Raw genomic sequence first — 22,531 nt, forward strand, 5'->3', positions numbered from 1 at the left:
ATTTTGAAAAATGAATGATAGGAACATGCAATGAAAAATGTCGGGATGAAAGCAGAAAGTTATCGCACTGCAGTGGCTACAGGGATTCTGCACGCACCGCCACATTGCATCGAGTTATTACGTAACGGCAATACTGAAAAAGGCGATGCGCTGAAAACGGCACGAATTGCAGGGATTTTAGCGGCGAAACGTACCGATGAGCTGATTCCGCTGTGTCATCCGCTACCGATTTACCGTGCCGATGTGGAATATGAACTGTTTGATGCCCATGTCGAGATTATTGCCACTGTAGAAACCATTGGGCCGACAGGGGTGGAGATGGAAGCATTAACCGCAGTCAGTCTGGCCGGGTTAACGCTGTATGACATGCTGAAACCGCATTGTGAACCGGAAGATTTATGTCTGGATCAGGTTAAGTTACAAAAGAAAAAAGGCGGAAAATCCCATTTTACCCGTGCCTTAAAAGAAGCGTTGCCGGCTTCAATCATTGTATTGTCCGATACTGTGGCTGCAGGTAAAAAACCGGATACTGCCGGGCAGAATGTGCTGGAAATTTTACAGGAAGCCAATTTTAGCGATATTGCTTATCAGGTGATACCAGACAGTCCTGAACAACTGTTGGCATTGGTTGAACAGCAAAAAAATGATTATCCACTGATTTTAACTGTTGGCGGTACAGGACTTGGCCCTAAAGATTTAACAGTGGAAACCATTCAGCCTTTATTAAAACGTGAAATTCCCGGCTTGATGGAAGCTTCACGCAGTTTTGGGCAAAAACGCACGCCTTATGCGGCCTTGAGTCGTGGCGTGGCCGGTTATATCGATAACAGTCTGGTGATGACTTTACCGGGCAGCCGTCAGGGAGCGAAAGAGTCCTTGATTGCAGTACTGCCTGCCTTGGTGCATTTATTTGATGTGCAAAAAAATATCCCCCATCCAGGTGGCTACCAATGAATAGCAAAATGTCTGGATGTGGCGCAGAGCCAGGCTTGATTACGGTAGATCACGCTTTAAATTTAATTTTGCAGCATACTCAGGGACTTGTCACGGAAAGTCTGGGGTTAAATCGGGCTTTAAACCGCTATTTGGCGCAAGATATTTATTCCACCATTAATCTGCCCTTATTTTCTCAAAGCGCGGTAGACGGCTATGCGATTTGTGCCCAATCTGCAATTGCACCACATAGCGAATTTAAACTGATCGGTGAAATTCGGGCAGGTGAACCGACTGAATGGCAACTGAAAGCAGGACAAGCCGTACGGATTTTTACCGGTGCCAAAATTCCGTTTGGCACCACCACAGTGGCACGTCAGGAAATCGTCAAGCTCATCGATTCAGGCAAAATCGCAATACTCGAAAACCTGCATGCTCATGCCGACATTCGTGATATGGGGGAAGAAATTAGTACTGGGCAGCTGCTAGCCAGTAAAGGCCAACAGCTGTCTGTGGGGGCAATTGCCAGCTTAAGTATGGCTGGCATTCACAGCGTTGAAGTTGTTCAATATCCCAAAGTTGCGGTCATAATTAGCGGGGATGAAGTCGCGAGCAGCATTGAGGATTTTGTAGCAGGTAAGATTTTTGATGCCAATGCGCCCCTGATTCAGGCCTGGTTTCAAAATGCAGGACAGCAAGTTGAAATTTTCCATGTAGCCGATAGCAAAGATGCAGTGAAAGCATTAATTCAGCAATTATCGGACAGCTATGATCTGGTTTTAAGCACCGGCGGTGTCTCGGTGGGAGATTATGATTTTATTCGGCCAGTGGCACTGGATTTAGGCTTTGAACAGCTGTTCTGGAAAGTGAAACAGAAACCGGGCAAGCCGATGTTCTTTGCAGAATTAACCCGCAATGATTGTTCGCATTGTTATCTGTTGGGTTTGCCGGGCAATCCCGCAGCCGTGTATGTGGGCATGCAAATTTATACCGCGACCTTATTAAATGTATTGCAGGGGCAAAAACAGCGGCCGGACTGGTTTAGTGCAGTACTCAGCCATGATTTAAAAATCGACAGCCGAGAACGTTTTTTAAGAATGTCAGCCAGTTTCGATCAGGGAATATTAAAGGTTAAAAGTTTGTCTAAACAGCAATCACATATGCTGAGCAATTTAATGCAGGCCAATTGTCTGGTGCGTATTCCCGCAGGGCAAAGCCTGCTTGAAGGGGATATTGTCCAGGGCTTATTTATTCATTAAGGGGCAAAAGAATCATGAAAAAATCTCTGTTTTTCTCAGTATGTCTACCGGTTTTACTTTCAGTTGCACATGCTGAAACAGTCAAAATTTATGCTGCTGCCAGCCTGACCAACGCCATGAGCGACATTGAAAAAATTTATGCAAAGCAACATCCGAAAACAAATCTTGTATCGGTATATGGGGCTTCATCCGCACTTGCAAAACAGGTTGAAGCAGGGGCAAGCAGTGATATCTTTTTTTCGGCCGATCTGGACTGGATGAATTACCTGATCAAAAAGAACCTGATTAATCAAAACAGAACCAGGCCCTTATTGTTTAACCAGCTGGTGGCCATCAGTTCAAAAAATTTAAATATTGCATTTAAGCCACAGTCTACTTTTAATTTTGCTCAAGCGTTTAAAGGACATCTTTGTACGGGACAGATGGAATCTGTGCCTGCGGGTAAATATGCCAAACAGAGCCTGATTAAACTGAACTGGCTAGATCATTTAAAAGGTCGGATTGTCGGGACGGATGATGTGCGCTCGGCTTTGGCTTTTGTTGAGCGTGGCGAATGTGAGGTAGGTATTGTTTATAAAACGGATGCCCTGATTAGCCAGAAAGTTAAAATCATCGGTACTTTTCCCGCAAACTCACATAGCCCGATTGCGTATCCGCTGGCTTTAACCAAGCAGGGCGAACAGAATAAACACGCAGTACAGTTTGCACAGTTTGTGGAAAAAAGTGCTCATGCCAAAGCAATCTTTAAAAAATACGGTTTTAGTCTGAAATCCTAAGCAATCCCTTGGGAGATAAATCAACGATGTTAAGTCCAGAAGAGCTGAGCGCCCTGTATTTATCTGCCAAAGTAGCCGGTTTTGCCACCTTGTTCTGCTTACCTTTTGCCATCGGCTTGGCTTGGATACTAGCACGACATGAATTTCGGCTGAAATTTATTGTGGAAGCATGTTTACAGTTGCCGATGGTTTTGCCTCCAGTCGTATTGGGCTATTTACTGCTGGTGTTGTTTGGCAATCAGGGCATCATTGGGAAATATCTGCATACACTGGGCATCCAGCTGGCCTTTAACTGGAAAGGGGCTGTATTGGCCTCGATGATTGTGGCATTTCCGCTGATGGTACAACCGATTCGGCTGTCCTTTCAGTTGATGAACCAGCAACTGGAACAGATTGCCGGTTCATTGGGGGCTGCACCGTGGAGAGTCTTTTTCAGTATCAACTTGCCTTTGGCTATTCCTGGCATCGTGATGGGTAGCATTTTATGTTTTAGTCGTAGCCTGGGGGAGTTTGGTGCCACCATTACTTTTGTCGGTAACATTCCTGATGAAACCCGTACCATTCCCATCGCGATTTATTCCTTGCTGCAACAACCCAATGGTGAAGATATGGCAATGCGTTTGGTGGCCTTATCCTTATTTTTGGCTTTTAGCGCCTTAATTGCCAATTACTTTATTCTGCAAAACTATCAACGCAAATTGGGAGCCTGAAATGTTGAAATGTGATTTTCAATATCAACATGCCGATTTTAGCTTGAATGTTGAACTGGAGATGCAGCAGTCACTTTTGGGCATTGTGGGCGTTTCTGGGAGTGGCAAGAGCACCTTGTTAAAAAATATTGTCGGACTGTTAAAACCCGATCAGGGGTATATCCAGTTTAATCAACACATTTTGGTGGATACCCTGCAAAACATTCATCTGCCTATGCATCAACGCAAAATCGCTTTAATTTTCCAGCAGGCCTTGCTGTTTCCGCATCTGAATGTCAAACAGAATTTATGTTATGCAGAAAAATGGCTGGCACCCCCGGAACGAAAATTCCAGTTTGATGACATTGTAGATTTGCTGGACTTGAATGGCCTGATTCAACGTAAAGCCCGGCAGCTTTCAGGCGGGGAAGCACAGCGGGTATCGATTGGACGTGCCTTACTGTCTTCTCCCAACTTGCTGTTATTGGATGAACCATTAACCGGATTAGATGTACAGTTAAAACAGCAAATTTTACCCTTTTTTAAACGAATGAAAGATGAACTGAATGTGCCGATGATTTATGTCTCTCATCATCTGGAGGAACTGGAGTATTTAGAGGCTGATACTTTGCAGTTAAGCCATGGCAAATTACAGCATAATTAAACTGATTAGAGCCGGCTCATATTATTAAAAATAGCCTAAGCAATTTAAATCCTAAACTGCTTAAACTATTTCTATAAATATCAAAAAAGCATCTTAAAAGGATTATGGAGTATGTTTAACCACCAGCACGGGAACATGACTTGCGGTCAGAATATCCTGGGCAATACTGCCAATAAAAGCTTTTTTCAAACCGGTACGCCCATGCGATCCAACCACAATCAAATCAGCCTTTAATTCATCGGCTAGTTCAGCAATGGCCTCACTGGGGGATTGTTTGGCCAGAAGTTTAGTCTCTGCGGCAATGCCTGCTTCAGAAAATCTGGCACCTAGCTCAGCTAATATATTTTTAGCGTGGGCTTGGGCCTCCATAAAATAATCTGTGACTCCAGGTACATTTTTATAAAAACTGACACTGGTTAAAGGGTCGATAATCACCACACTGACTATAGTCACTTTACTTCCTATAGCTTTAGCCAACATCATCGCTTGGTCAGCGGCAGCGAGAGAGATAGGGGAATCATCCACAGAAACTAAGATGTGCTGGTAACCCATGATGTTATCCTCTTGTTTCAATATTTATTATTTGTTCAAAGCTTAACATAGTTAGAATGCTGGAAGGAAAAAAGGTAAAAATGTATCTTTTATATTTAAGTCACCAAAATATTCATTAAATTTGAAAATTATCTTTTGATTTATAAGAATAAATATCAAACCTATTTTTAATGATAGAAATTTCAGCAGCAAAGCCTGGGAGGATCGACATTTCCAACTCTTGGCTTTGGTAGCTAACTAGTGTACCCCTTTGCCTAAAGAGATAACATAGTTGCCAGCATTATGCATGGTTTTGAACACCTGTGGGCTTCTTGGGATTTTTTATCCAATCCAGAAGATTGTGAATTTTTTAGAAAGCTGTTAGATGGCTAATAGTAGCTTATAGTAGCTTACTGCAGACTTGCTTATCTATCTGTCCATGTTGATATTATAGATTGGTTTGGAATCGATCTGCTTTTGTTTAAGCTTTTAATAAGAAGGTTGAAAAATAGAATGATAAAAATTAGCTTATAAAAAAAGCCCCAATCTTTCGATTAGGGCTTTTTCGTATTCTGGAGCGGGAAAGGAGACTCGAACTCCCGACCCCAACCTTGGCAAGGTTATGCTCTACCAACTGAGCTATTCCCGCAATATGGAAGTGCATTATAGAGAGTTTCTTTCAACTGTCAACTCTTTGTGCTTCCAAATGTTTAATTAATCAGCACGACGCCAAATGGTGCCTTGACGGGTATCTTCCAAAACCACGCCTTGATCGAGTAAATTCTGGCGAATTTCATCAGCTTTGGCAAATTCCTTGGCCTTTTTCGCATCTTTACGTTGCTGAATCAGGTCTTCAATCTGCTCTTCCGACAAGCCTAATGCTTCCTGACCAATATCTGATTTCAAAAAGTCGTCTACATTGTACTGTACCAAACCTAAGATATTGGTCAAGTGACGTAAAGTTGAATAATATACTGCAGCCTGTTCAGCATTTTCATCTTTCACTGCACGGTTCAGCTCTTTGTTGACTTCAAACAATACGGCAATGGCTTCAGCGGTATTGAAGTCATCACGCATAGCAGCATTAAAACGTTCAACCAATGCTTCATCTAGAATTTCTACAGTTTTTTCACCATAGGCTTGTTGATATGCCTTAAATGAGTGATAGAAACGGGAAAGGGTGTTCTTTGCTTCTTTAAGTGCCGTGTCAGAGAAGTTCACCGGGCTGCGGTAATGCGAAGAAACAATAAAGAAACGGATCACTTCCGGATGGAATTTATCCATCACATCGCGAATGGTGAAAAAGTTACCTAAAGACTTCGACATTTTTTCGCCATCGACATTAATAAAGCCGACATGCATCCAGTAATTCACATACTGTTCGCCAGTTGATGCTTCTGATTGGGCAATTTCATTTTCATGATGCGGGAAAGTTAAATCTGAACCGCCTCCATGAATATCAAAATGGTTGCCCAGACAGCACGTTGACATTGCTGAACATTCAATATGCCAGCCCGGACGTCCGTTGCCCCAAGGTGAAGCCCATGAAGGTTCATTTTCTTTGGCATGTTTCCACAGTACAAAGTCAAACGGATGTTTCTTTTCTACTTCCACATCGACACGTTCAGAGGCACCGGCTTGCATATCTTCCAGTTTACGGCCCGACAAACGGCCGTATTTGGCAAATTTTTCCACTTCAAAATAGACATCGCCATTTGCAGAAGGATAAGCCGTGCCTTTATTGACCAGATTGCCAATCATGTTTTGCATCTGGTCGATGTAATCAGTCGCACGAGGGGCTTCATCTGGATGCAGACAGCCCAAGTTTTCAGCATCTTCGTTCATGGCTTTGATAAAACGATCGGTTAGCGCAGTAATGCTTTCCCCATTTTCATTGGCACGTTTGATGATTTTGTCATCAATATCGGTAATGTTACGTACGTATTTTACCTTCCAGCCCTGACTGCGCAGAAAACGAATAATATAGTCAAATGCAACCATAACTCGAGCATGACCAATATGACAGTAGTCATACACGGTCATACCGCAAACATACATGTCGATATGACCTTCTTTACGAGGTACGAATTCTACTTTTTTACGTTGCTCTGAGTTATATAGAACAAAAGGTTGCATAGGTCTTCAAATTGTTTCTACTAAAAGATGGCTCATCTTAACCTAAGCATTTTTTTTCATAAAGTTAAAACGAAAAAAAGCAGGAATTTTTTAGGGAACATATGGATGTATAAATGTTGAATGCCATGACTAATGATGTGCAATGCTCTATTGCAAATAAAATCATCAGTGATGGCTGCCGATCTGTACCGTTTTTCTGGAGCATTTAAGACCAGAGCCTTTTAGAAATAGGCAGATGTAATATCCAGATTTTATAGATCAAGTGAACACTATATATCTCATCAATATTTAACAGATCAAGAGCAGTCTATATTCACCTGCTTCATTAGGCGCTCTATGCACGCAAGGTAAAACGGGCTGTGTTGGATGATCGACTGCCAGGCGCCAAAGATGTCCTTGACCTAAATTGATCGGGGTTGCATCCGCTTTGGGTGCATAATGTAAATCAAAGAAATATTCTTCCAAAAAATTTGCGAACTCGGCTTCTGGACCGTCATATAAGTCTTTAAGCTTTGCTCTTATTTCTGGAATTAGAATCTTTTGCTCAACCTGATCGTTTGGCAAAATATCACTGGCATAACCATAATAAGTACATAAAAAAGTATCTGTTTCTATAGGTGAGCGGTCAACATGGTAGGAATACACATCTGTTGAAATGAAATCTAACTCTTCATCCCGTTCATAACTTTTAAGTAAATTAAGAGAAGGGGATGCTCCAAAATCAGTTAATAGCTGTATATCCCTTAAGATCATTTCCCGAGCCAGATGACCTTGTTCGGAAAGTTGCAGTGCTAAAAGATCTTCAACAGAAACTTCGGTAATATTCTCTTTTAATTCAAGTTTGGTAACAATTTCTTTAAAATCCCCAGCTAGATTTCTATACCAGCAAAGGGCATTCATATTTCCTTGAAACTTCGAATTGACCAGTTCAGGAAAAGTTGAAACCATGCTAATTTGCTCGTGATCAGAAAGTGTATTTTTCATATTAGAATTAAATAATAAAACCATGTCTAATAATATAACTCAGCTTGGTATAAATGAAGCAGGATGAATGAAACACGACACCTACGCATCAAGTGGCTGTTTGCAGCTGGAATAACATGAGTTCATACAAATAAGAATGTATATCAATTCAATATCTTAAGATTGCTATAGGATACTGGCTAAACCTGAGGCTAGGAAACTGAGGTTCGCTAGGAAATTAGGGAAATTCATGACCATCATTTCTACACAATTCGTGGAATCTTGTACATTTAGAAACGTGACATTTGCATAGATATGATAAAATTGCGAAAATTATTTTTTGCTTGATTGAATCAGCTCTGTATAGAGTAAAGGTAAACCTATTTTGAACCCCTCAAATATGCCAAATCAAATAGACTTTCAAAAAGTTGCACTAGAAACTTTGCGTATAGAAGAACAAGCCCTGGAAATATTGGCAACGCAAATTGATGATCGTTTTAATCGTGCTTGCGAAACCATTTTGCAGTGCCGGGGACGTTTAGTCATTACTGGTATGGGAAAATCAGGGCATATCGGCCGTAAAATGGCGGCAACGTTTGCTTCTACAGGTACGCCATCATTCTTTATGCATCCGGGAGAAGCGGGGCATGGTGATTTAGGCATGCTGGTTCCTGGCGATGTGCTGATTGCCATTTCTAACTCGGGCAAGAGTGATGAAATCATGATGCTGATGCCTTTGATCAAGCGTCTGGAAATTCCTCTAATTACCATTAGTGGTGATGACAAAGGCCCTATGCCGCAAAATGCCGATGTCGCTTTAACCTTGGGAAATATCCAGGAAGCCTGTCCACTGGGTCTGGCTCCGACTTCAAGCACCACGGCAACTCTGGCTTTAGGTGATGCCTTGGCAGTTGCCTTACTGGATGCACGTGGTTTTACTGCTGATGATTTTGCTTTATCTCATCCAGCCGGTGCATTAGGTAAACGCTTGTTGTTACATGTCGAACACCTCATGCACACAGGCACAGAATTGCCAAAAGTCTCTCCAGATACACCAATGAATCAGGTTTTATACGAAATTTCAAACAAACGCCTAGGTTTAACCACAATTGTCGATCAAAATGACGTTCTATTGGGTATTTTTACCGACGGTGATTTACGTCGTTTAATTGATAAGCAACAAGGCTTTGATGTGAAATTGCCGGTTTCTGAGGTCATGACTAAAAATCCATTGACCATTTCGCAAGATGCGCGTGCGGTTGAAGCTTTAGAGCGCATGAACGAAAAGAAAATCAATCAATTTGTTGTTGTAGATGATGTAAATAAGGTCATTGGTGTGATTAGCATGCATGACCTGATTCAAGCCGGGGTAAATTAATAAATGGCATCTTATATTTTATTGGAACAGGCACGTTATGTTGAAGCCTTGGTTCTTGATGTCGACGGGATTCTGAGTGATGGTTTTGTCACCCTGACCAATACCGGGGATGAAATCAAGTCCTTTGATATCCGTGATGGTTTAGGTATGAAACTCGTACAGAAAGCCGGTGTAAAAGTCATTATTATTACTGGACGTAAAAGTAATATTGTGGAAAAGCGCATGTCTGACTTGGGCGTAGACCTGGTTTTTCAGGGTCGTGAAGATAAAGGTACTGCATTACGCGAAGCCTGTGCCCAATTGAATGTTGCTCCAGAAGACTGTTTGTATATGGGTGATGACTGGCCTGATCTTTCGGCATTTGCAATTGCAGGTATGAAAGTGACTGTTCCCAATGGTCATGTTGAAGTTCGACGCCGTGCTGACCTTGTAACCCAGGCCATGGGTGGTCGTGGTGCAGTGCGTGAAATCTGTGACATGATTCTGATGGCTAAAGGAGCTTATGAACAGCTACTTGAAACCTATACCGATGCCCCACATTAATTGTTAAACCATTCATTGAATTTGAGTTAAGTACCACACTTATGGATACAAAAGTTTTATACCTAACTGCTATAGCAATTGCAGCTATAAGTGGTGGTTACTACTATTACAGTGGTAAGGGCAACAAGCTCGAGGTTGACTCAGCCAGAAGCATGACCTATTCCGCTGAAAAAATTAACCTGACTCAAACCGATGACAACGGTAATTTGTATGCCCGTGCTCAGGTCGATCGTATGGAACAGGACATGCAAAAAGAAACGGCCAAACTCGAAAACCTGAATGCTTCCCTGTATAAGAATGGCGCAGTTGATGCTACTTTTTATGCCAAAGTGGCGAACAGTTATGATGATAATCAAAAGGTGATTCTGTCGGGCAATGTTGTGGCGACCAAGTTGATGCAACAGGGCAAAATGCAGTTTCAGACTCAGGAATTAACCGGATATCCTGACACTCGGGAAATAGAGACAGACAAACAGGTCATTGTGCAATCTCCGCAAGCTGAATTTGTAAGCCAGGGGCTGAAAGCCAATTTAAATGACGGTCAATACGAATTTTTTAATATTCGAGGAAAATATGAACCACAATCTTAAGCTTACATTGCCTAAAACCTTGCTTAAACAAGCAGCTTTAGCCGGTTGGGTTGTATTCTCGTCGGCAGCTGCATTTGCCATTCCATCTGACCGAAATCAGCCTATTTCATTGGTCGCAGACCGTGCAACCTATAATGAAAAAACCGGGGTGACGACCTATAGCGGGAATGTCATCATCGAACAGGGCACCATGAGATTGCAAGCTAACTCTATTGTTGCCAATCTGAACAGTCAAAAACAGATTAGTAGCATTACAGCGACAGGCGGTCCTGCACGTTTTCAACAGCAAACCGAGGTCAATAAAGGCTTGGCGAAAGGTCAGGCTCAGAAGATTCTTTATAATGCCCAAACAGGCATTATCACCTTGTCCGGCAATGCATTTTTACAGCAGGATGGGGCAAGTATTCGCGGTAATACTTTGAAATACAGCATGAATAAAGGTGATGTTGAAGCGACAGGTACACCGAACAATACTGGCTCATCTTCAGGTCGCGTACAAATTATTATTCCACCATCTAGCTCAAAAACGTTCCCAGGAGCACGTGATTAATGGATCAACCGCTAAATCAGCCCCAAACATTGTGTATTAAACATCTGGCAAAAAACTATAGTAAAAGATGGGTTGTGAAAGATGTCTCTTTTCAGATGCAGAGTGGACAGATTGTAGGCTTACTTGGTCCAAACGGTGCGGGTAAAACCACAAGTTTCTATATGGTGGTGGGTTTAGTTCGGATGAACAAAGGTGAGATTCATTTGGATGATCTTGATTTGTCAGACTTGGCCATGCATGAACGTGCCCGTAAAGGCATTGGTTATTTGCCGCAAGAAGCCTCAATTTTTAGAAAACTGACGATTTCTGAAAACATTATGGCAATTCTTGAAACCCGTAAGGATTTGAACAAGCAACAGCGTCAACAGCGTTTAAATGAACTATTGGCAGATTTTAAAATCACGCATATTAAGGATTCACTGGGGATGAGTGTGTCTGGTGGTGAGCGCCGCCGTGCTGAAATTGCCCGTGCTTTGGCGGCCGATCCCAAGTTCATGTTGTTGGATGAGCCTTTCGCGGGGGTTGATCCTATTTCTGTAGCGGACATCAAGGATATTATCCGTGAGCTTAAAGACCGCGGAATTGGTGTATTGATTACCGATCATAACGTACGGGATACATTAGCGATTTGTGAGCATGCCTATATTGTCAGTGAAGGTGCGGTAATTGCAGAAGGTACACCGCAAGAAGTGCTTGAAAATGACACTGTGCGCAAAGTCTATTTGGGTGAAGATTTTACTGTTTAATTAAAGTTTAATCAGAATGATTTAATCTTATAAATTACAGTATCATTTGACTTAAAATATTTTTTTAATTTAAGAAACCTTCTTTTATAGGAGGTTTTTTTGTATCTGCAAGCGGTTCAAAACAGGCTATACTGCTGCTGTATTGTTATTTATTCCAGATTTATGCCATTTACAATTGCCTCATCCGTTACTTTCGAAGAAGACATTAAAAAAAGTCGCTTTCAGGCGATTGCTACACCAGTAGAAAATGAACAGGATGTCAAAAACTTTTTAGAGTTCCATAAAGATATCACCACCACACATCAGTGCTGGGCCTGGAAAATTGGTCATAATGTTCGTTTTAATGATGATGGTGAACCATCAGGTACTGCGGGAAGACCGATTTTGGCAACCATTGAAGGCAATGAATTAACCAATATCATCGTTCTGGTCAATCGCTGGTTTGGCGGTATTAAACTCGGAACGGGCGGGCTAGTTCGGGCCTACGGTGGTTGTGCAGGGCAGTGCCTGGTACTGGCGGAAAAAATTGAACTGATTGAAAAAAAGAAAGTCAGCTTTGCCTGTCAGTTTAATGAATGGGCCATTTTTCAGTATGAGTTGAACCAGCAAAACATCGAATTTCAAGAACAATATACTGCCACAGGCGTACAGGTCGAAGCCTTGTTACAAGTTCATCAAATTCAGCCTTTGGCACTGAAAATTCAGGATGTGACTCGCGGACGTGAACAACTGAAAATTGTAGAAGAGCCGAACCATGACTGAACAGGATCCGCTATTAAAATATCGTGAACAGCACAAGCATCGTTTGAATTACATGCCGTGGCTGTACTGGTCATTAAAACCGAAAAATCGCGGCTGGGCAGAACAGTGGCAAAAAGAATATCAGGCTTATTTGATGGAAATGGAAACTGTCGAAATTGGTGAAAACTGTTTTATTTCACCGCTGGCCCATATTTTTGCCGAGCCAGGCCGGAAAATCATGATTGGTGATAATACTTTCATTGCCGCAGACTGTACCTTGCATGGTCCTTTAGAAATTGGCAATGAAGTGGCCATTAACCATCACTGTATTCTCGATGGTGGGCGCATGGGGATCAAACTGCATGATCAGGTCCGTATAGCTGCATATTGCCATTTATATGCCTTTGACCACGGGATTGAACTTGCACAGCCCATTTACCAGCAAGCGGTACGTTCTCAGGGTATCGAGATTGGGCAAGATGTCTGGCTGGGCGCGCATGTGGGGGTCAAAGATGGTGTTAAAATTGATGCTCATGCCATTGTCGGCATGAACAGTATGGTCACAAAGAATGTTGAAAAGGCAACTATTGTTGCAGGTAATCCGGCCAGGTTTATTCGTCATCGGGATTAAAAAATCCAAGAAAATGAAGATGAATCAGGGAGTAAGTTTAATTACATAAAAGCCTGCACAGCGGTGAAGAGTTATGCTAAGTTAAAATAACAATTAGACTTAAAGCCTGTATGGGCGAAAAGCGAGGCGAAAATGAAACGTGTAATCGCTTGTATTGATTCTTCTCCATGTGTAAATGCAGTGGCTGAAGCTGCGGCATGGGTTGCAAAGCAGACACAACGTGAATTGGTACTATTACAGGTTTTAGATTATTACCCGGCTAGTTATCATTTGGGGGAAATTAGTGGGGTGATCGGGTTTGAAAGTAATGCAATGTTACTGAAAGAACTGGCAGAACTTGAACAAAAACAAAGTGAACTGGCACTGGATTACAGCAATAATCTTTTAACCCATATTTCTGACATGATTCAGCAGAAGTATGAGATTAGCACCTCGCATCTGCAAGAAAAAGGCGATTTCCTAGAACAAAGTTTTCATGTGCTTAAAGAAGATGACATCGCCATTATTGGCCGGGTCGGAGAGCATTCTGCGGAACGCAACAAACCAATAGGCAGTAATGTAGAAAATTTTATTCGTGGTGCAAAATGTACCGTCATGACCGTCGGGGAACAGTTTAAGCCACCCACACGATTCATTTTTGCCTATGAATATTCACCAACCTGCATTAATCTGATGAAACGTGTCGCACAAAGTGATTTATTAAGACTCTTACAGTGCCATCTGTTATACGTAGGTGATCATCCGGAAATACTGAATGAACCTTCGCAGTATTTACGTGATGCCGGGATGGATGTGGTGACTGAATACCGTTATGGCGATGTTTCGGAAAATATACTGGAATACCAAAGTGAACATGGCATACAACTGATATTACTGGGTGCATTTAGTCACAGCAAGATTCGCCAATTCTTTTTGGGAAGTGTGGCAACCAGTATCTTCCGAAACTCAACCGTACCCTTATTGGTAGTGAAATAACTGAGTCAATACCTAACAGGTTTGATTAATAATTGCCCATAGTTATCCGCATAAGTTGTGGATAACTATATGGACAGTATCTGTAAGTTATTAATAAAAAACAAAAAAAATAAAAAGATTGTTTTTTAACCTTTGTGTCATATTATTTCACTATGGCAAGCGCAAAGCCATCATGTCCTTTGCTACCAACTGTTTGTAATGCAGTACAAGACAAAATTCGAGGATGGTCTTGCAAGGCTGTAAACATATCGCGAATACCTTCAATACTAGGTTTGTGGTTTTTAGGATTAATGATCTCGCCAGCACGAATCACGTTATCCAGCACAATAATAGTCCCTGAATGGGACAAGTTTAAGCTGAGTTCTAGATACTCTGGATAACTCTGTTTGTCGGCATCAATAAACACAAAGTCAAATGGTTCAAAATCTGCAGGCAATGCCTTTAATACATCTGCTGCACGCCCCACTTTAAGCTCAATGGTCTGCGGAAGTTTGGCATTATCGATATTTTCCTGACCCAAAGCTGCATGAGTATCACGACCCTCAATGGTCAGAATGTAACCATCTTCTGGTAGCGCACGAGCCAACCACATTGTACTGTAGGCAGCAAAGGTACCCAGTTCAAGCACACGCTTACACTTGTTCATCTGAATCAGCATTTGCAGCAGCATGCCCTGATTGGGCGCGACTGCGAGGTGATCTGGAAAACCTTTATCTTCAGTATTTTTTAATGTCTGTAGCAGAATGGGGTCTTCTGGAATTAAATGTGAATCGATGTAAGCATCAATCTCTGTCCACATTTGTTGCATAGTCTGGTCACCTGTGTTGCGATGCATGCATTTTAAACCTTTCCTTTCAGAGTGCAATTTATCGTTTTGATTTATTGAAAATAGGGCAATAAAAAAGAGATCAGCAGGATCTCTTTTTTTACCGCAATACACGATTTTAAAAATTACACATCGAGCTGTGGCGTGAGTGGTCTGGACCCCAGGTGCGGTAACCTTGAGTATCAATATGGATTTGACCAGAAGCATATAGCCCAAGTCCCATATTCAGGCTTTGTCCGTACTGCACCCAGAATTGACATAATTTAAATTTGCTATTTTCAATAAATGCATAATCTTCTGCTTGGGGCACTTCAGGCCCAATACGGAAATCGATCGCCGAATTAAATAAGTGGCGTGATGAATTTGCGCCACCGGCACACTGGTTAAGTGACAAATCCCGGTAAACGGAGGTTACTTCAAAGTCAGTAAGCACTTTGGCAGCAACCAGGTATTTAAAGACACGTAAAGTTGCAATTTGATTGTTCCATAATTCACGGTTAGGAATCATATATTGGGGACGGCCGCATTTTTGCCAGTCACGGGCAGAACGCAACAATTCGAAACTTGGGATAATATTGCCGACACCATTACGTTCCAGAAAATTTTCATATTCACGGACACGATGTAAATTATCACCGATGGCAATCCATGAATTATAAACATAAGGTACTGTTTTAGGTGGAATTGGGCGTTCAAGGCTAATGCGTTCTTGAGGAATGAAGATCCGTTTTCCATGGGGCATTTGCCCTTGTTTCTGAGGAGATGTGCTACATCCAATCATGACAAGTGGGACCAAGCTCAAGCCCAGTAAGCCCTTTAAAACATGCTTCATTATAGAAATCAGATATTTATAAATACATGCTATTTTAATCTAATTTGAAGGATAAAATTTGAAAATATTGCAATCAAATGTTTTTTTAAGTATAAAAAAAGATCAGCCTATGCTGATCTTTTTCAGGCTCAGAAACAGTCTTATTTTTCCAAGTATTGTAACTTGTCGGCTTTACCGTTCCATTCTTCACGATCGGCAGGCTGGTCACCAATTTGAGTGATGTTTGGCCATTTTTGTGAAAGATCGGCATTCAGCTCAATAAAGACTTCCTGACCTTCAGGCAACTCATCTTCCGAGAAAATAGCATTTGCCGGGCATTCAGGTTCGCATAATGCGCAGTCAATACATTCATCTGGATTAATCACGAGGAAATTTGGACCTTCGTAGAAACAATCTACCGGACAAACTTCTACGCAGTCTTGGTATTTACATTTAATACAATTTTCAGTGACAACAAAGGTCATGGCGACAGCTACCTAAAAAATATGGTTCTAGTTACTCTTGCTGTATTTTAGGCAAAAATGCTGCTAAGTAACAATTGCTTTTATTGATATTTATTATATATAAGGCTGTTAATTTTAGTAAAAATTGAATATTTCATTAAATATATGTAGTAAATGAAAAAGACTTCTATTTAGAAGTCTTTTTCTGGCACAGATTTAAATTAGCTTTCCAGGGCATCTTTTAAAGCATAAATTTGTTGCAAGGCTTCCCGGGGAGAAAGATTGTCTACATCCAGCGATCTTAACAACCTTAGTGCAGGGCTATCTTTTTCAATTTCCACTACACGTTCAATAATTTCTACAGCCGGTTCATCGATCGCACTAAACAAGTCATTTTGTACTACCTTATTGACCTGTTGATGTTGCTGTTTTTCCAGAATCTTTAACCGATTTTGTGCTTCTTTAATCACGCTGGCAGGAATACCGGCCAGTTTTGCTACCTGTAAGCCATGGCTTTGACTGGCAGGGCCGTGCTGAACCTTGTGTAGCAGGATTAAATTACCGTTCAGCTCTTTGGCTGTGACATGATAGTTATCAATTCCTGATTCCTTGCCCAGTTCGGTCAACTCGAAATAATGAGTCGCAAACAGGCACAGGCACTTAATCCGTTTGCTCAGGTCAATCACACAAGCCCAGGCTAGAGACAAACCATCATAGGTACTGGTTCCGCGTCCGACTTCATCCATCAGTACCAAAGACTGGTTGGTGGCATGATGCAGAATTTGCGAAGTTTCGGTCATCTCCACCATAAAAGTCGATTTACCGGTCGATAAGTCATCTGCTGAACCAATACGGGTAAACACGCGATCAATCGGGCCTAATACTGCGGACTTTGCAGGCACATAGGAACCGCAATAGGCCAGTAAACTGATCAGTGCGGTTTGACGCATAAAGGTGGATTTGCCGCCCATATTCGGACCGGTCACAATGGCCATACGGTGGTTAAAGTCTAGTGTGGTATCGTTCGGGGTAAAAGCAGTTTTGCTTAAGGCTTCCACCACAGGATGCCGGCCTGCAACAATTTTAACCCCAATTTCAGGGCTGAATTCTGGACGGGACCAGTTGCGTAAACGCGCCTGATGGGCAAAATTGGCCAGCATGTCAATCTGGGCAATAGCGCTGCTCATCATCTGTAAATTGCCAATGTCTTGACGTAATTCATCCAGCAGCATTTCAAACAGCATTTTTTCACGCGCAAGGGCACGTGATTCGCTGGACAGGACTTTATCTTCAAAAGATTTCAGTTCCGGCGTGATATAACGCTCGGCATTTTTTAAGGTCTGGCGACGGATATAATGATCCGGTGCCTGCTCGGCTTGAGCACGAGTCAGTTCAATATAGTAGCCACTGACACGATTATAGCCAATTTTCAGGGTTGAAATGCCGGTGTTGGCACGTTCTTGAGTTTCCAGATCAATCAGGAACTGGCCTGCATGATCACGGATTTTACGCAGCTCATCCAGTTCACTGTCAAATCCTTCTGCAATGACATTGCCATCACGGAGTAATACCGGAGGGTTTTCGACAATCGCAGACATCAGGCGTTGATGCAGGCCATTAAAATCCCCTAGTTCATCTGTCAGCTGCTGAATTAGAACGGATTGCTTAGTCTGCATCATTGGCTGTAGGGCATGGCGTAAAAAAGGAATTTGCGCACAGGCCTGACGTAGTTGTACCAGATCACGCGGACGTGCACTGCCTAAAGCGACACGGCTCAGTACACGTTCAATATCGCTAATTTCTTTCAGGACCAGACGAATCGGTGTTTCATGATAACCGCTCAACATAGCGGCAATGGCATCCAAACGGGCATCCAGTATTTTGGTGTCGCGTAAAGGCTGCATCAGTGTACGGCTGAGCAGTCGGCCACCCATGGCAGTCTGGCAGTCATTGATCAGCTGGAACAAGGATGTACCATGTTCAAATAGAGGTTCAACCAGTTCCAGATTGCGACGCGTGACCGGATCTAGCGCAATAAAATCACTGCTTTGTTCTAGCTGAATCGAGCGGATATGCGGTAAAGCAGTTTTCTGGGTTTCTTTGGCATAATGGATCAGTGCCGCTGCCGCCGCTTTGGCCAGCGGTAAATGGTCAATTCCGAAGCCGGACAGGGTAGATACCGCGAACTGGTCACATAAGGTTTTTTGTGCATTATTCAGGTTGAAATCGACATTCGGACGACGGGTCACTGGGCAGTCGAGTTGTTTTTTGATCTGCTCGATAATATTGGGATCGACAATATCTTCATCTACCACAATTTCACTTGGCATTAAGCGGGAAAGTTCAATTGCCAGTTGTTCGTGATGAAACTCTTGTTGTTGTACCTTGAAAATACCGGCACTTAAATCCAGCAATGCAATACCAATTTGCCCCTGATGTAAGCAGAGTGCAACCAGATTGGAAGACTGATGACTGTTCAATAGCGCATCATCGGTCAGGGTGCCCGGAGTGATGATACGCACCACACCACGCTCCATAGGTGCCTTTCCGCGAGAGCCTGCGCTCTCGCCCTCACCAAGCTGTTCGCAAATGACCACGGTTTCGCCTTTTTTGACCAGACGGGCCAAATAGCCTTCAGCGGCATGATAGGGAACACCTGCCATGGGAATCGGTTCGCCATTGGCCTTACCGCGGTGGGTTAAGGTAATCCCCAGTAATTTGGCGGCTTTATGGGCATCGTCAAAAAACAGTTCATAAAAGTCACCCATGCGATAAAACATCAGGGAGTGCGGGTGCTGCATTTTGACGCTCATGTACTGCTGCATCATCGGCGTTAAAGTGGAAAGATCAGCCATGATTTCCGGGTAACTCATTGAGGTAAAATCCTTAAATATTTAAATACATCTCATCGTTAAAATTTGGCTGTCTCACCAATTTCAAATTTATGCATGAAACGATATGCGTTAAATCCTAGACTCTGGCTTTGTTCTTATTGTTATTTTCAAGCCAACCCGAGCTATGGAAAAACGCTATTTCATTTGCTCAGACATCTTATCAAATTTGCATGAATTGCGAAAAATGCTTTGCAGTAAATGAATAAAAATTAGGAGAACAGTTTGACGGGTTTTATCGCAGTGCTGATTGTACCGGCAATGAAAATGACGCTGCGGGTTGATACGAAACTGGAGAACTCAAGCGGACATTAGGGCTGATGCAAACCAAGTCTGGTTAAATGTAGACGCAAGATACGACGCAATTCTAAAACAGCTTCTGGTGTTTCCTGAATGGAATGACCGCCTTTAATAATTTTTTCCGAAATAGCACCCTCCAGATGGGCACTCTTATAGGGCACTATGTCATCAGTGATCACATGGATATCATTACTGTTGGTGATATTGCCAATAATGGAATGAAAGACCAATCCTTTACGCGGGTTAATGTCTTTGGTCAGTTCAATAAACTTGGACTGATAACTTAAATCACTCGGTCCATTTTGAATCAGGCCATGATCAATCTGCTGTAACAGCTCTTTCAAATCCAGATCCTGAGTTTGTATGCTATCGCTAATCGCAGAGAGGAAAGCTCCGGGAATACGGATGATTTTACGTGCTGCCTTGGTAAACCAGCGATCGGCATAATCGGTTCCCCGATGCGGGGTGGCCAGAAAAATCGCCCGAGAAAAATTAGGAATGTCCTTGATGACCAGGCGCTGCGAAATAATCGGTAATTTCTGAAACTTGTTTAACTGACGATTATTCATCATGGATAAGGCTTTTTGGGTTAAGTCTGCATCACTGACCAAAAGCCGGGCAATAATGCCCCCCATACTATGTCCGACCAGTACCGCATCTTTTTTGGCAGGGGCATTGGCATCGACCTGGGCAAAGGCCTGAGTCAATAGGGCATAAATCTGAAAACGGCTTTCCATAATCGGCATATTAGTTGAATAAAATACCTGCCAGACCTGAAAATTTTCCCGTAGTACTGTGTCCCCCATAATATCGTTAGTCAGACGAATCCATGCTTCAGGGCTGCTGGCCAGACCATGGATTAAGACAATCACTTTTTTATTCGGATTATAAGGTTCCAGCATATATAAATGCGGCATGGTGAGATGATCATCACGGTCAATAAGGGTTAAATAGGCTGCCCGGCCGAGATTGTTTTGTGCAAGCCATAAGCCATAAGGCGTAGAAAAGTTTCCAGCCAGCGGATAGGTCTTTCCGGCCATATTGACCTGATCATATTTGTACGGATCAAAGGCTTTTATTTCAAATTCTGCATTGTTTAAAATGTCTTCTACACTGCTGGCCGCTTTAGGCTGGGCAGTCAGGGTTGCCGCTAAATAGCGGGCCTGATGAATATTGGGATTGACCCCGTTTTTGTAACTGAAATTTATTGGGTTAATAATATATTTATTTTTCCCTTCGCTAATACCATCCTTGACCTGCGGTAGAACCAGGACAAATTCTGAGCCAAAACCATCGCGACGGTTAATGGAACGTAAGCCTGAAAAATTCAGGTTGTAACTGGAAAGCAGCTGCTCGATTTTCTGATTTTTGAGCTGTGGATAGTAATCAAAGTTGATCTGATAAATACTTTTACCCACCTTGACCTGTGGCTCAACTACAGTAGGTTTATGACGCAAGGCATAAGCAGTTACCAGTTTAGCCAGTGCTAAATTATAAAAGTCACGTATTTGCACCTGCCGGTTGTCAAAAATGCGGTCTTTGGGCTGTCGTTTGGTCTTAAACATGTAGGCATAGCTGTAGCGGATACTTTTATCCAGCATATACAGTTGCTGATCCAGACATTGATCATAGGTTTCTTGTTGCTGTTTCTGTTTTTCTTCGGATCGGGTACTGGCTAAAGTACTGGTTTTACAGTCAGAAGAATTTTCAAATTCCAATGCTTTGGCCAGGTAAATTTCGCTGGAGGTAGAGAGCAGCTGTTCGTCCTGAATTTGCGGAATCTGTTGCAGTTCCTGAATACACTGGTCGGGTTGGTCGGAACAGATTTTAGCTTCACGACCGGTCATGGACAGCACATTTAAACTGGCTTCACTCAATTTATTTCGGGTAAGGATACTTTCACGTTCATTGGCAATGGTGACATTAATGCCCTGGCTTTTGACGTTGACAATTTGACAACCTGCAAGCAGATAACTACTCAGCAGCGAGGCAAATAAAAGCTGATATATTTGTTTTGGCATAAAGTATGTCTACGTTCAGTATTTATTTGAGTTTTGTTCATCATACGATGATTCTTCTAATTTTCAATTCGTACATATAAAAATAGACCGTTTTGAACGGTCTATCTGAAAGGTGAATGGACAAAGAAAAATTAAGACGTTTTAGCCGGATTAAGTACTTGCCATACATTCCAGCGACCTTGCTTTTCAATTTCTGCAATTAAACGGTCAGCCACTTCAGCTTCTTGCGGATATTTCACTTTGTAATTTTTCAAGACCTGAATCGCATTTTTCTTTTGTTCCATGGCAATGTAATTGTTTGCCGCAGATAAATAGGCTTCCTGCACACCTGCCTTCATGGCCTTGTCTAAATAAGGAATAGCTTCACGTTGACCACCACCTTCAGATAAGCCAAAACCGAACCAGAAGTTTGCTTCAGCATCTTCTTTGTTAATTTTTAAAATGCGCTGTGCATAAGTTAAAGACTTGGTGGTATAGACTGAACCTAAGTCCAGGTTACGTGCCATAACACTGGCTTTAAATGCACGAATCAACACATCAAAAGAGGCATTGTCTTTAGATGCCAGGGTATCGAGCTGTTGAGTCACTTGTTTCAGTTTGGCTTCAAAGCCTTTACGTTCCTGACGTTCAGTAAAACGAGGCGGATAATGGCGTGCTTTGCCTTCTACCAGCTGCAAGAAGTCATCAACTTCGGTGATATCTACTTCATTGTCACCCGCCACAACCGCATATTTTACATTACGTTGCTTGCTGTTCACGGTAGGAATAATCAGCTTGTTGACATCAAGCATCACTTTTTTCTTTGGATCACCCGGCAGTGTGACTTCCATTTTGGTTACCGGCTGTGCAGCAGCTTTTTGTAAGGCAATTTCAAATGGAGGTGGGGCATCATAGTTAAATGGATTTAGTGCATAAAACGGAGCAGTCAATTCAGGTTCAGTGAAAACGATCGGTGCATTGGAATTTTTATCTTTTGTTGGTGTCGAGCTACAGGCTGAGAGTAAAGAAACAGCAATCAATGTACATGCCAAAGGCTTAAGGGTCATAGGTGTCATCCGTTCATTTAATTTTAAAATTAATTAGTAGGTATGTTCCTCAGTCTAAAAAAACTTT

General features: G+C 42.3%; 22 protein-coding genes and 1 tRNA gene. 13 read left to right on the forward strand and 10 right to left on the reverse strand.

Annotated features, from left to right (window positions below; genetic code table 11):
• The first annotated feature begins 30 nt into the window (after positions 1–30).
• The 5 genes from moaCB to JFY49_RS06745 are packed head-to-tail and all read left to right on the forward strand — an operon-like array spanning position 31 to position 4,321.
• Entirely contained in the window at positions 31–954 is a 924-nt protein-coding gene (gene moaCB / locus JFY49_RS06725; RefSeq protein ID WP_131289666.1) for a bifunctional molybdenum cofactor biosynthesis protein MoaC/MoaB, read from the forward strand.
• Positions 951–2,192: a molybdopterin molybdotransferase MoeA gene (locus tag JFY49_RS06730; protein ID WP_200224589.1), complete on the forward strand. Its 1,242-nt coding sequence runs from the start codon at positions 951–953 to the stop codon at positions 2,190–2,192. Before moaCB ends, JFY49_RS06730 begins: the two co-directional genes overlap by 4 nt.
• 14 nt (positions 2,193–2,206) lie before the next feature.
• Complete coding sequence (gene modA, locus JFY49_RS06735; protein ID WP_200224590.1) at positions 2,207–2,968, forward strand: molybdate ABC transporter substrate-binding protein; 762 nt, start codon at positions 2,207–2,209, stop codon at positions 2,966–2,968.
• A 26-nt stretch (positions 2,969–2,994) separates the two neighbouring features.
• On the forward strand, positions 2,995–3,678 hold the full coding sequence (gene modB / locus JFY49_RS06740) for a molybdate ABC transporter permease subunit (RefSeq protein ID WP_200224591.1): 684 nt from the start codon (positions 2,995–2,997) through the stop codon (positions 3,676–3,678).
• Between the two features lies 1 nt (position 3,679).
• On the forward strand, positions 3,680–4,321 hold the full coding sequence (locus JFY49_RS06745) for an ATP-binding cassette domain-containing protein (RefSeq protein ID WP_200224592.1): 642 nt from the start codon (positions 3,680–3,682) through the stop codon (positions 4,319–4,321).
• 102 nt (positions 4,322–4,423) lie between these two features.
• On the opposite strand, the gene JFY49_RS06750 is transcribed toward JFY49_RS06745, so the two are convergent.
• The 4 genes from JFY49_RS06750 to JFY49_RS06765 all read right to left on the reverse strand — a co-directional run bounded on the left by JFY49_RS06750 (position 4,424) and on the right by JFY49_RS06765 (position 7,972).
• Positions 4,424–4,873, reverse strand: coding sequence for a universal stress protein (locus tag JFY49_RS06750; protein ID WP_180176343.1), 450 nt, complete (start codon positions 4,871–4,873; stop codon positions 4,424–4,426).
• Positions 4,874–5,425: 552 nt separating this feature from the next.
• A tRNA-Gly gene (locus JFY49_RS06755) sits at positions 5,426–5,501 on the reverse strand.
• A 65-nt stretch (positions 5,502–5,566) separates the two neighbouring features.
• Positions 5,567–6,988: a cysteine--tRNA ligase gene (cysS, locus tag JFY49_RS06760; protein WP_180176342.1), complete on the reverse strand. Its 1,422-nt coding sequence runs from the start codon at positions 6,986–6,988 to the stop codon at positions 5,567–5,569.
• A gap of 288 nt (positions 6,989–7,276) precedes the next feature.
• Positions 7,277–7,972 (reverse strand): DUF1826 domain-containing protein, encoded by a 696-nt coding sequence (locus JFY49_RS06765; RefSeq protein WP_180176341.1) that lies wholly within the window; start codon positions 7,970–7,972, stop codon positions 7,277–7,279.
• A gap of 379 nt (positions 7,973–8,351) precedes the next feature.
• Between JFY49_RS06765 and JFY49_RS06770 the strand changes: the two genes are divergently transcribed.
• The 8 genes from JFY49_RS06770 (at position 8,352) to JFY49_RS06805 (ending at position 14,105) form a co-directional block, all read left to right on the forward strand.
• Positions 8,352–9,329, forward strand: a complete 978-nt coding sequence (locus JFY49_RS06770) for a KpsF/GutQ family sugar-phosphate isomerase (RefSeq protein ID WP_086195101.1) — start codon at positions 8,352–8,354, stop codon at positions 9,327–9,329.
• A gap of 3 nt (positions 9,330–9,332) precedes the next feature.
• On the forward strand, positions 9,333–9,872 hold the full coding sequence (locus tag JFY49_RS06775; protein ID WP_180176340.1) for a KdsC family phosphatase: 540 nt from the start codon (positions 9,333–9,335) through the stop codon (positions 9,870–9,872).
• A gap of 41 nt (positions 9,873–9,913) precedes the next feature.
• On the forward strand, positions 9,914–10,462 hold the full coding sequence (gene lptC / locus JFY49_RS06780; RefSeq protein ID WP_086195103.1) for an LPS export ABC transporter periplasmic protein LptC: 549 nt from the start codon (positions 9,914–9,916) through the stop codon (positions 10,460–10,462).
• Complete coding sequence (gene lptA, locus JFY49_RS06785) at positions 10,446–11,012, forward strand: lipopolysaccharide transport periplasmic protein LptA (protein WP_180176339.1); 567 nt, start codon at positions 10,446–10,448, stop codon at positions 11,010–11,012. Before lptC ends, lptA begins: the two co-directional genes overlap by 17 nt.
• A complete protein-coding gene (lptB, locus tag JFY49_RS06790; RefSeq protein ID WP_200224594.1) occupies positions 11,012–11,758 on the forward strand; it encodes an LPS export ABC transporter ATP-binding protein in 747 nt (248 codons plus the stop codon). Before lptA ends, lptB begins: the two co-directional genes overlap by 1 nt.
• 162 nt (positions 11,759–11,920) lie before the next feature.
• Positions 11,921–12,520, forward strand: a complete 600-nt coding sequence (locus JFY49_RS06795) for an IMPACT family protein (RefSeq protein ID WP_200224595.1) — start codon at positions 11,921–11,923, stop codon at positions 12,518–12,520.
• Positions 12,513–13,130 carry an acyltransferase gene (locus JFY49_RS06800; protein WP_180176337.1) on the forward strand — a complete coding sequence of 206 codons (618 nt, stop codon included), beginning with the start codon at positions 12,513–12,515 and terminating at the stop codon, positions 13,128–13,130. Before JFY49_RS06795 ends, JFY49_RS06800 begins: the two co-directional genes overlap by 8 nt.
• Positions 13,131–13,262: 132 nt before the next feature.
• Complete coding sequence (locus tag JFY49_RS06805; protein WP_200224596.1) at positions 13,263–14,105, forward strand: universal stress protein; 843 nt, start codon at positions 13,263–13,265, stop codon at positions 14,103–14,105.
• 142 nt (positions 14,106–14,247) lie between these two features.
• On the opposite strand, the gene JFY49_RS06810 is transcribed toward JFY49_RS06805, so the two are convergent.
• The 6 genes from JFY49_RS06810 to JFY49_RS06835 all read right to left on the reverse strand — a co-directional run bounded on the left by JFY49_RS06810 (position 14,248) and on the right by JFY49_RS06835 (position 22,464).
• Positions 14,248–14,913: an O-methyltransferase gene (locus tag JFY49_RS06810; RefSeq protein WP_200224823.1), complete on the reverse strand. Its 666-nt coding sequence runs from the start codon at positions 14,911–14,913 to the stop codon at positions 14,248–14,250.
• Positions 14,914–15,049: 136 nt separating this feature from the next.
• Positions 15,050–15,763, reverse strand: a complete 714-nt coding sequence (locus JFY49_RS06815) for a D-Ala-D-Ala carboxypeptidase family metallohydrolase (protein ID WP_086195110.1) — start codon at positions 15,761–15,763, stop codon at positions 15,050–15,052.
• A 140-nt stretch (positions 15,764–15,903) separates the two neighbouring features.
• Positions 15,904–16,227, reverse strand: coding sequence for a ferredoxin FdxA (gene fdxA, locus JFY49_RS06820; RefSeq protein WP_004279936.1), 324 nt, complete (start codon positions 16,225–16,227; stop codon positions 15,904–15,906).
• A 200-nt stretch (positions 16,228–16,427) separates the two neighbouring features.
• Positions 16,428–19,079, reverse strand: a complete 2,652-nt coding sequence (mutS, locus tag JFY49_RS06825) for a DNA mismatch repair protein MutS (RefSeq protein WP_180043655.1) — start codon at positions 19,077–19,079, stop codon at positions 16,428–16,430.
• 329 nt (positions 19,080–19,408) lie between these two features.
• The gene (locus JFY49_RS06830; protein WP_200224597.1) at positions 19,409–21,418 is read right to left on the reverse strand and encodes an alpha/beta fold hydrolase; all 2,010 of its coding nucleotides are present in this window, start codon (positions 21,416–21,418) and stop codon (positions 19,409–19,411) included.
• A gap of 131 nt (positions 21,419–21,549) precedes the next feature.
• Positions 21,550–22,464 (reverse strand): ABUW_2363 family tetratricopeptide repeat lipoprotein, encoded by a 915-nt coding sequence (locus JFY49_RS06835; RefSeq protein ID WP_200224598.1) that lies wholly within the window; start codon positions 22,462–22,464, stop codon positions 21,550–21,552.
• Positions 22,465–22,531 lie beyond the last annotated feature (67 nt).

This window comes from Acinetobacter sp. CS-2 (genome assembly GCF_016599715.1).
In the GTDB taxonomy this organism is placed as follows: domain Bacteria; phylum Pseudomonadota; class Gammaproteobacteria; order Pseudomonadales; family Moraxellaceae; genus Acinetobacter.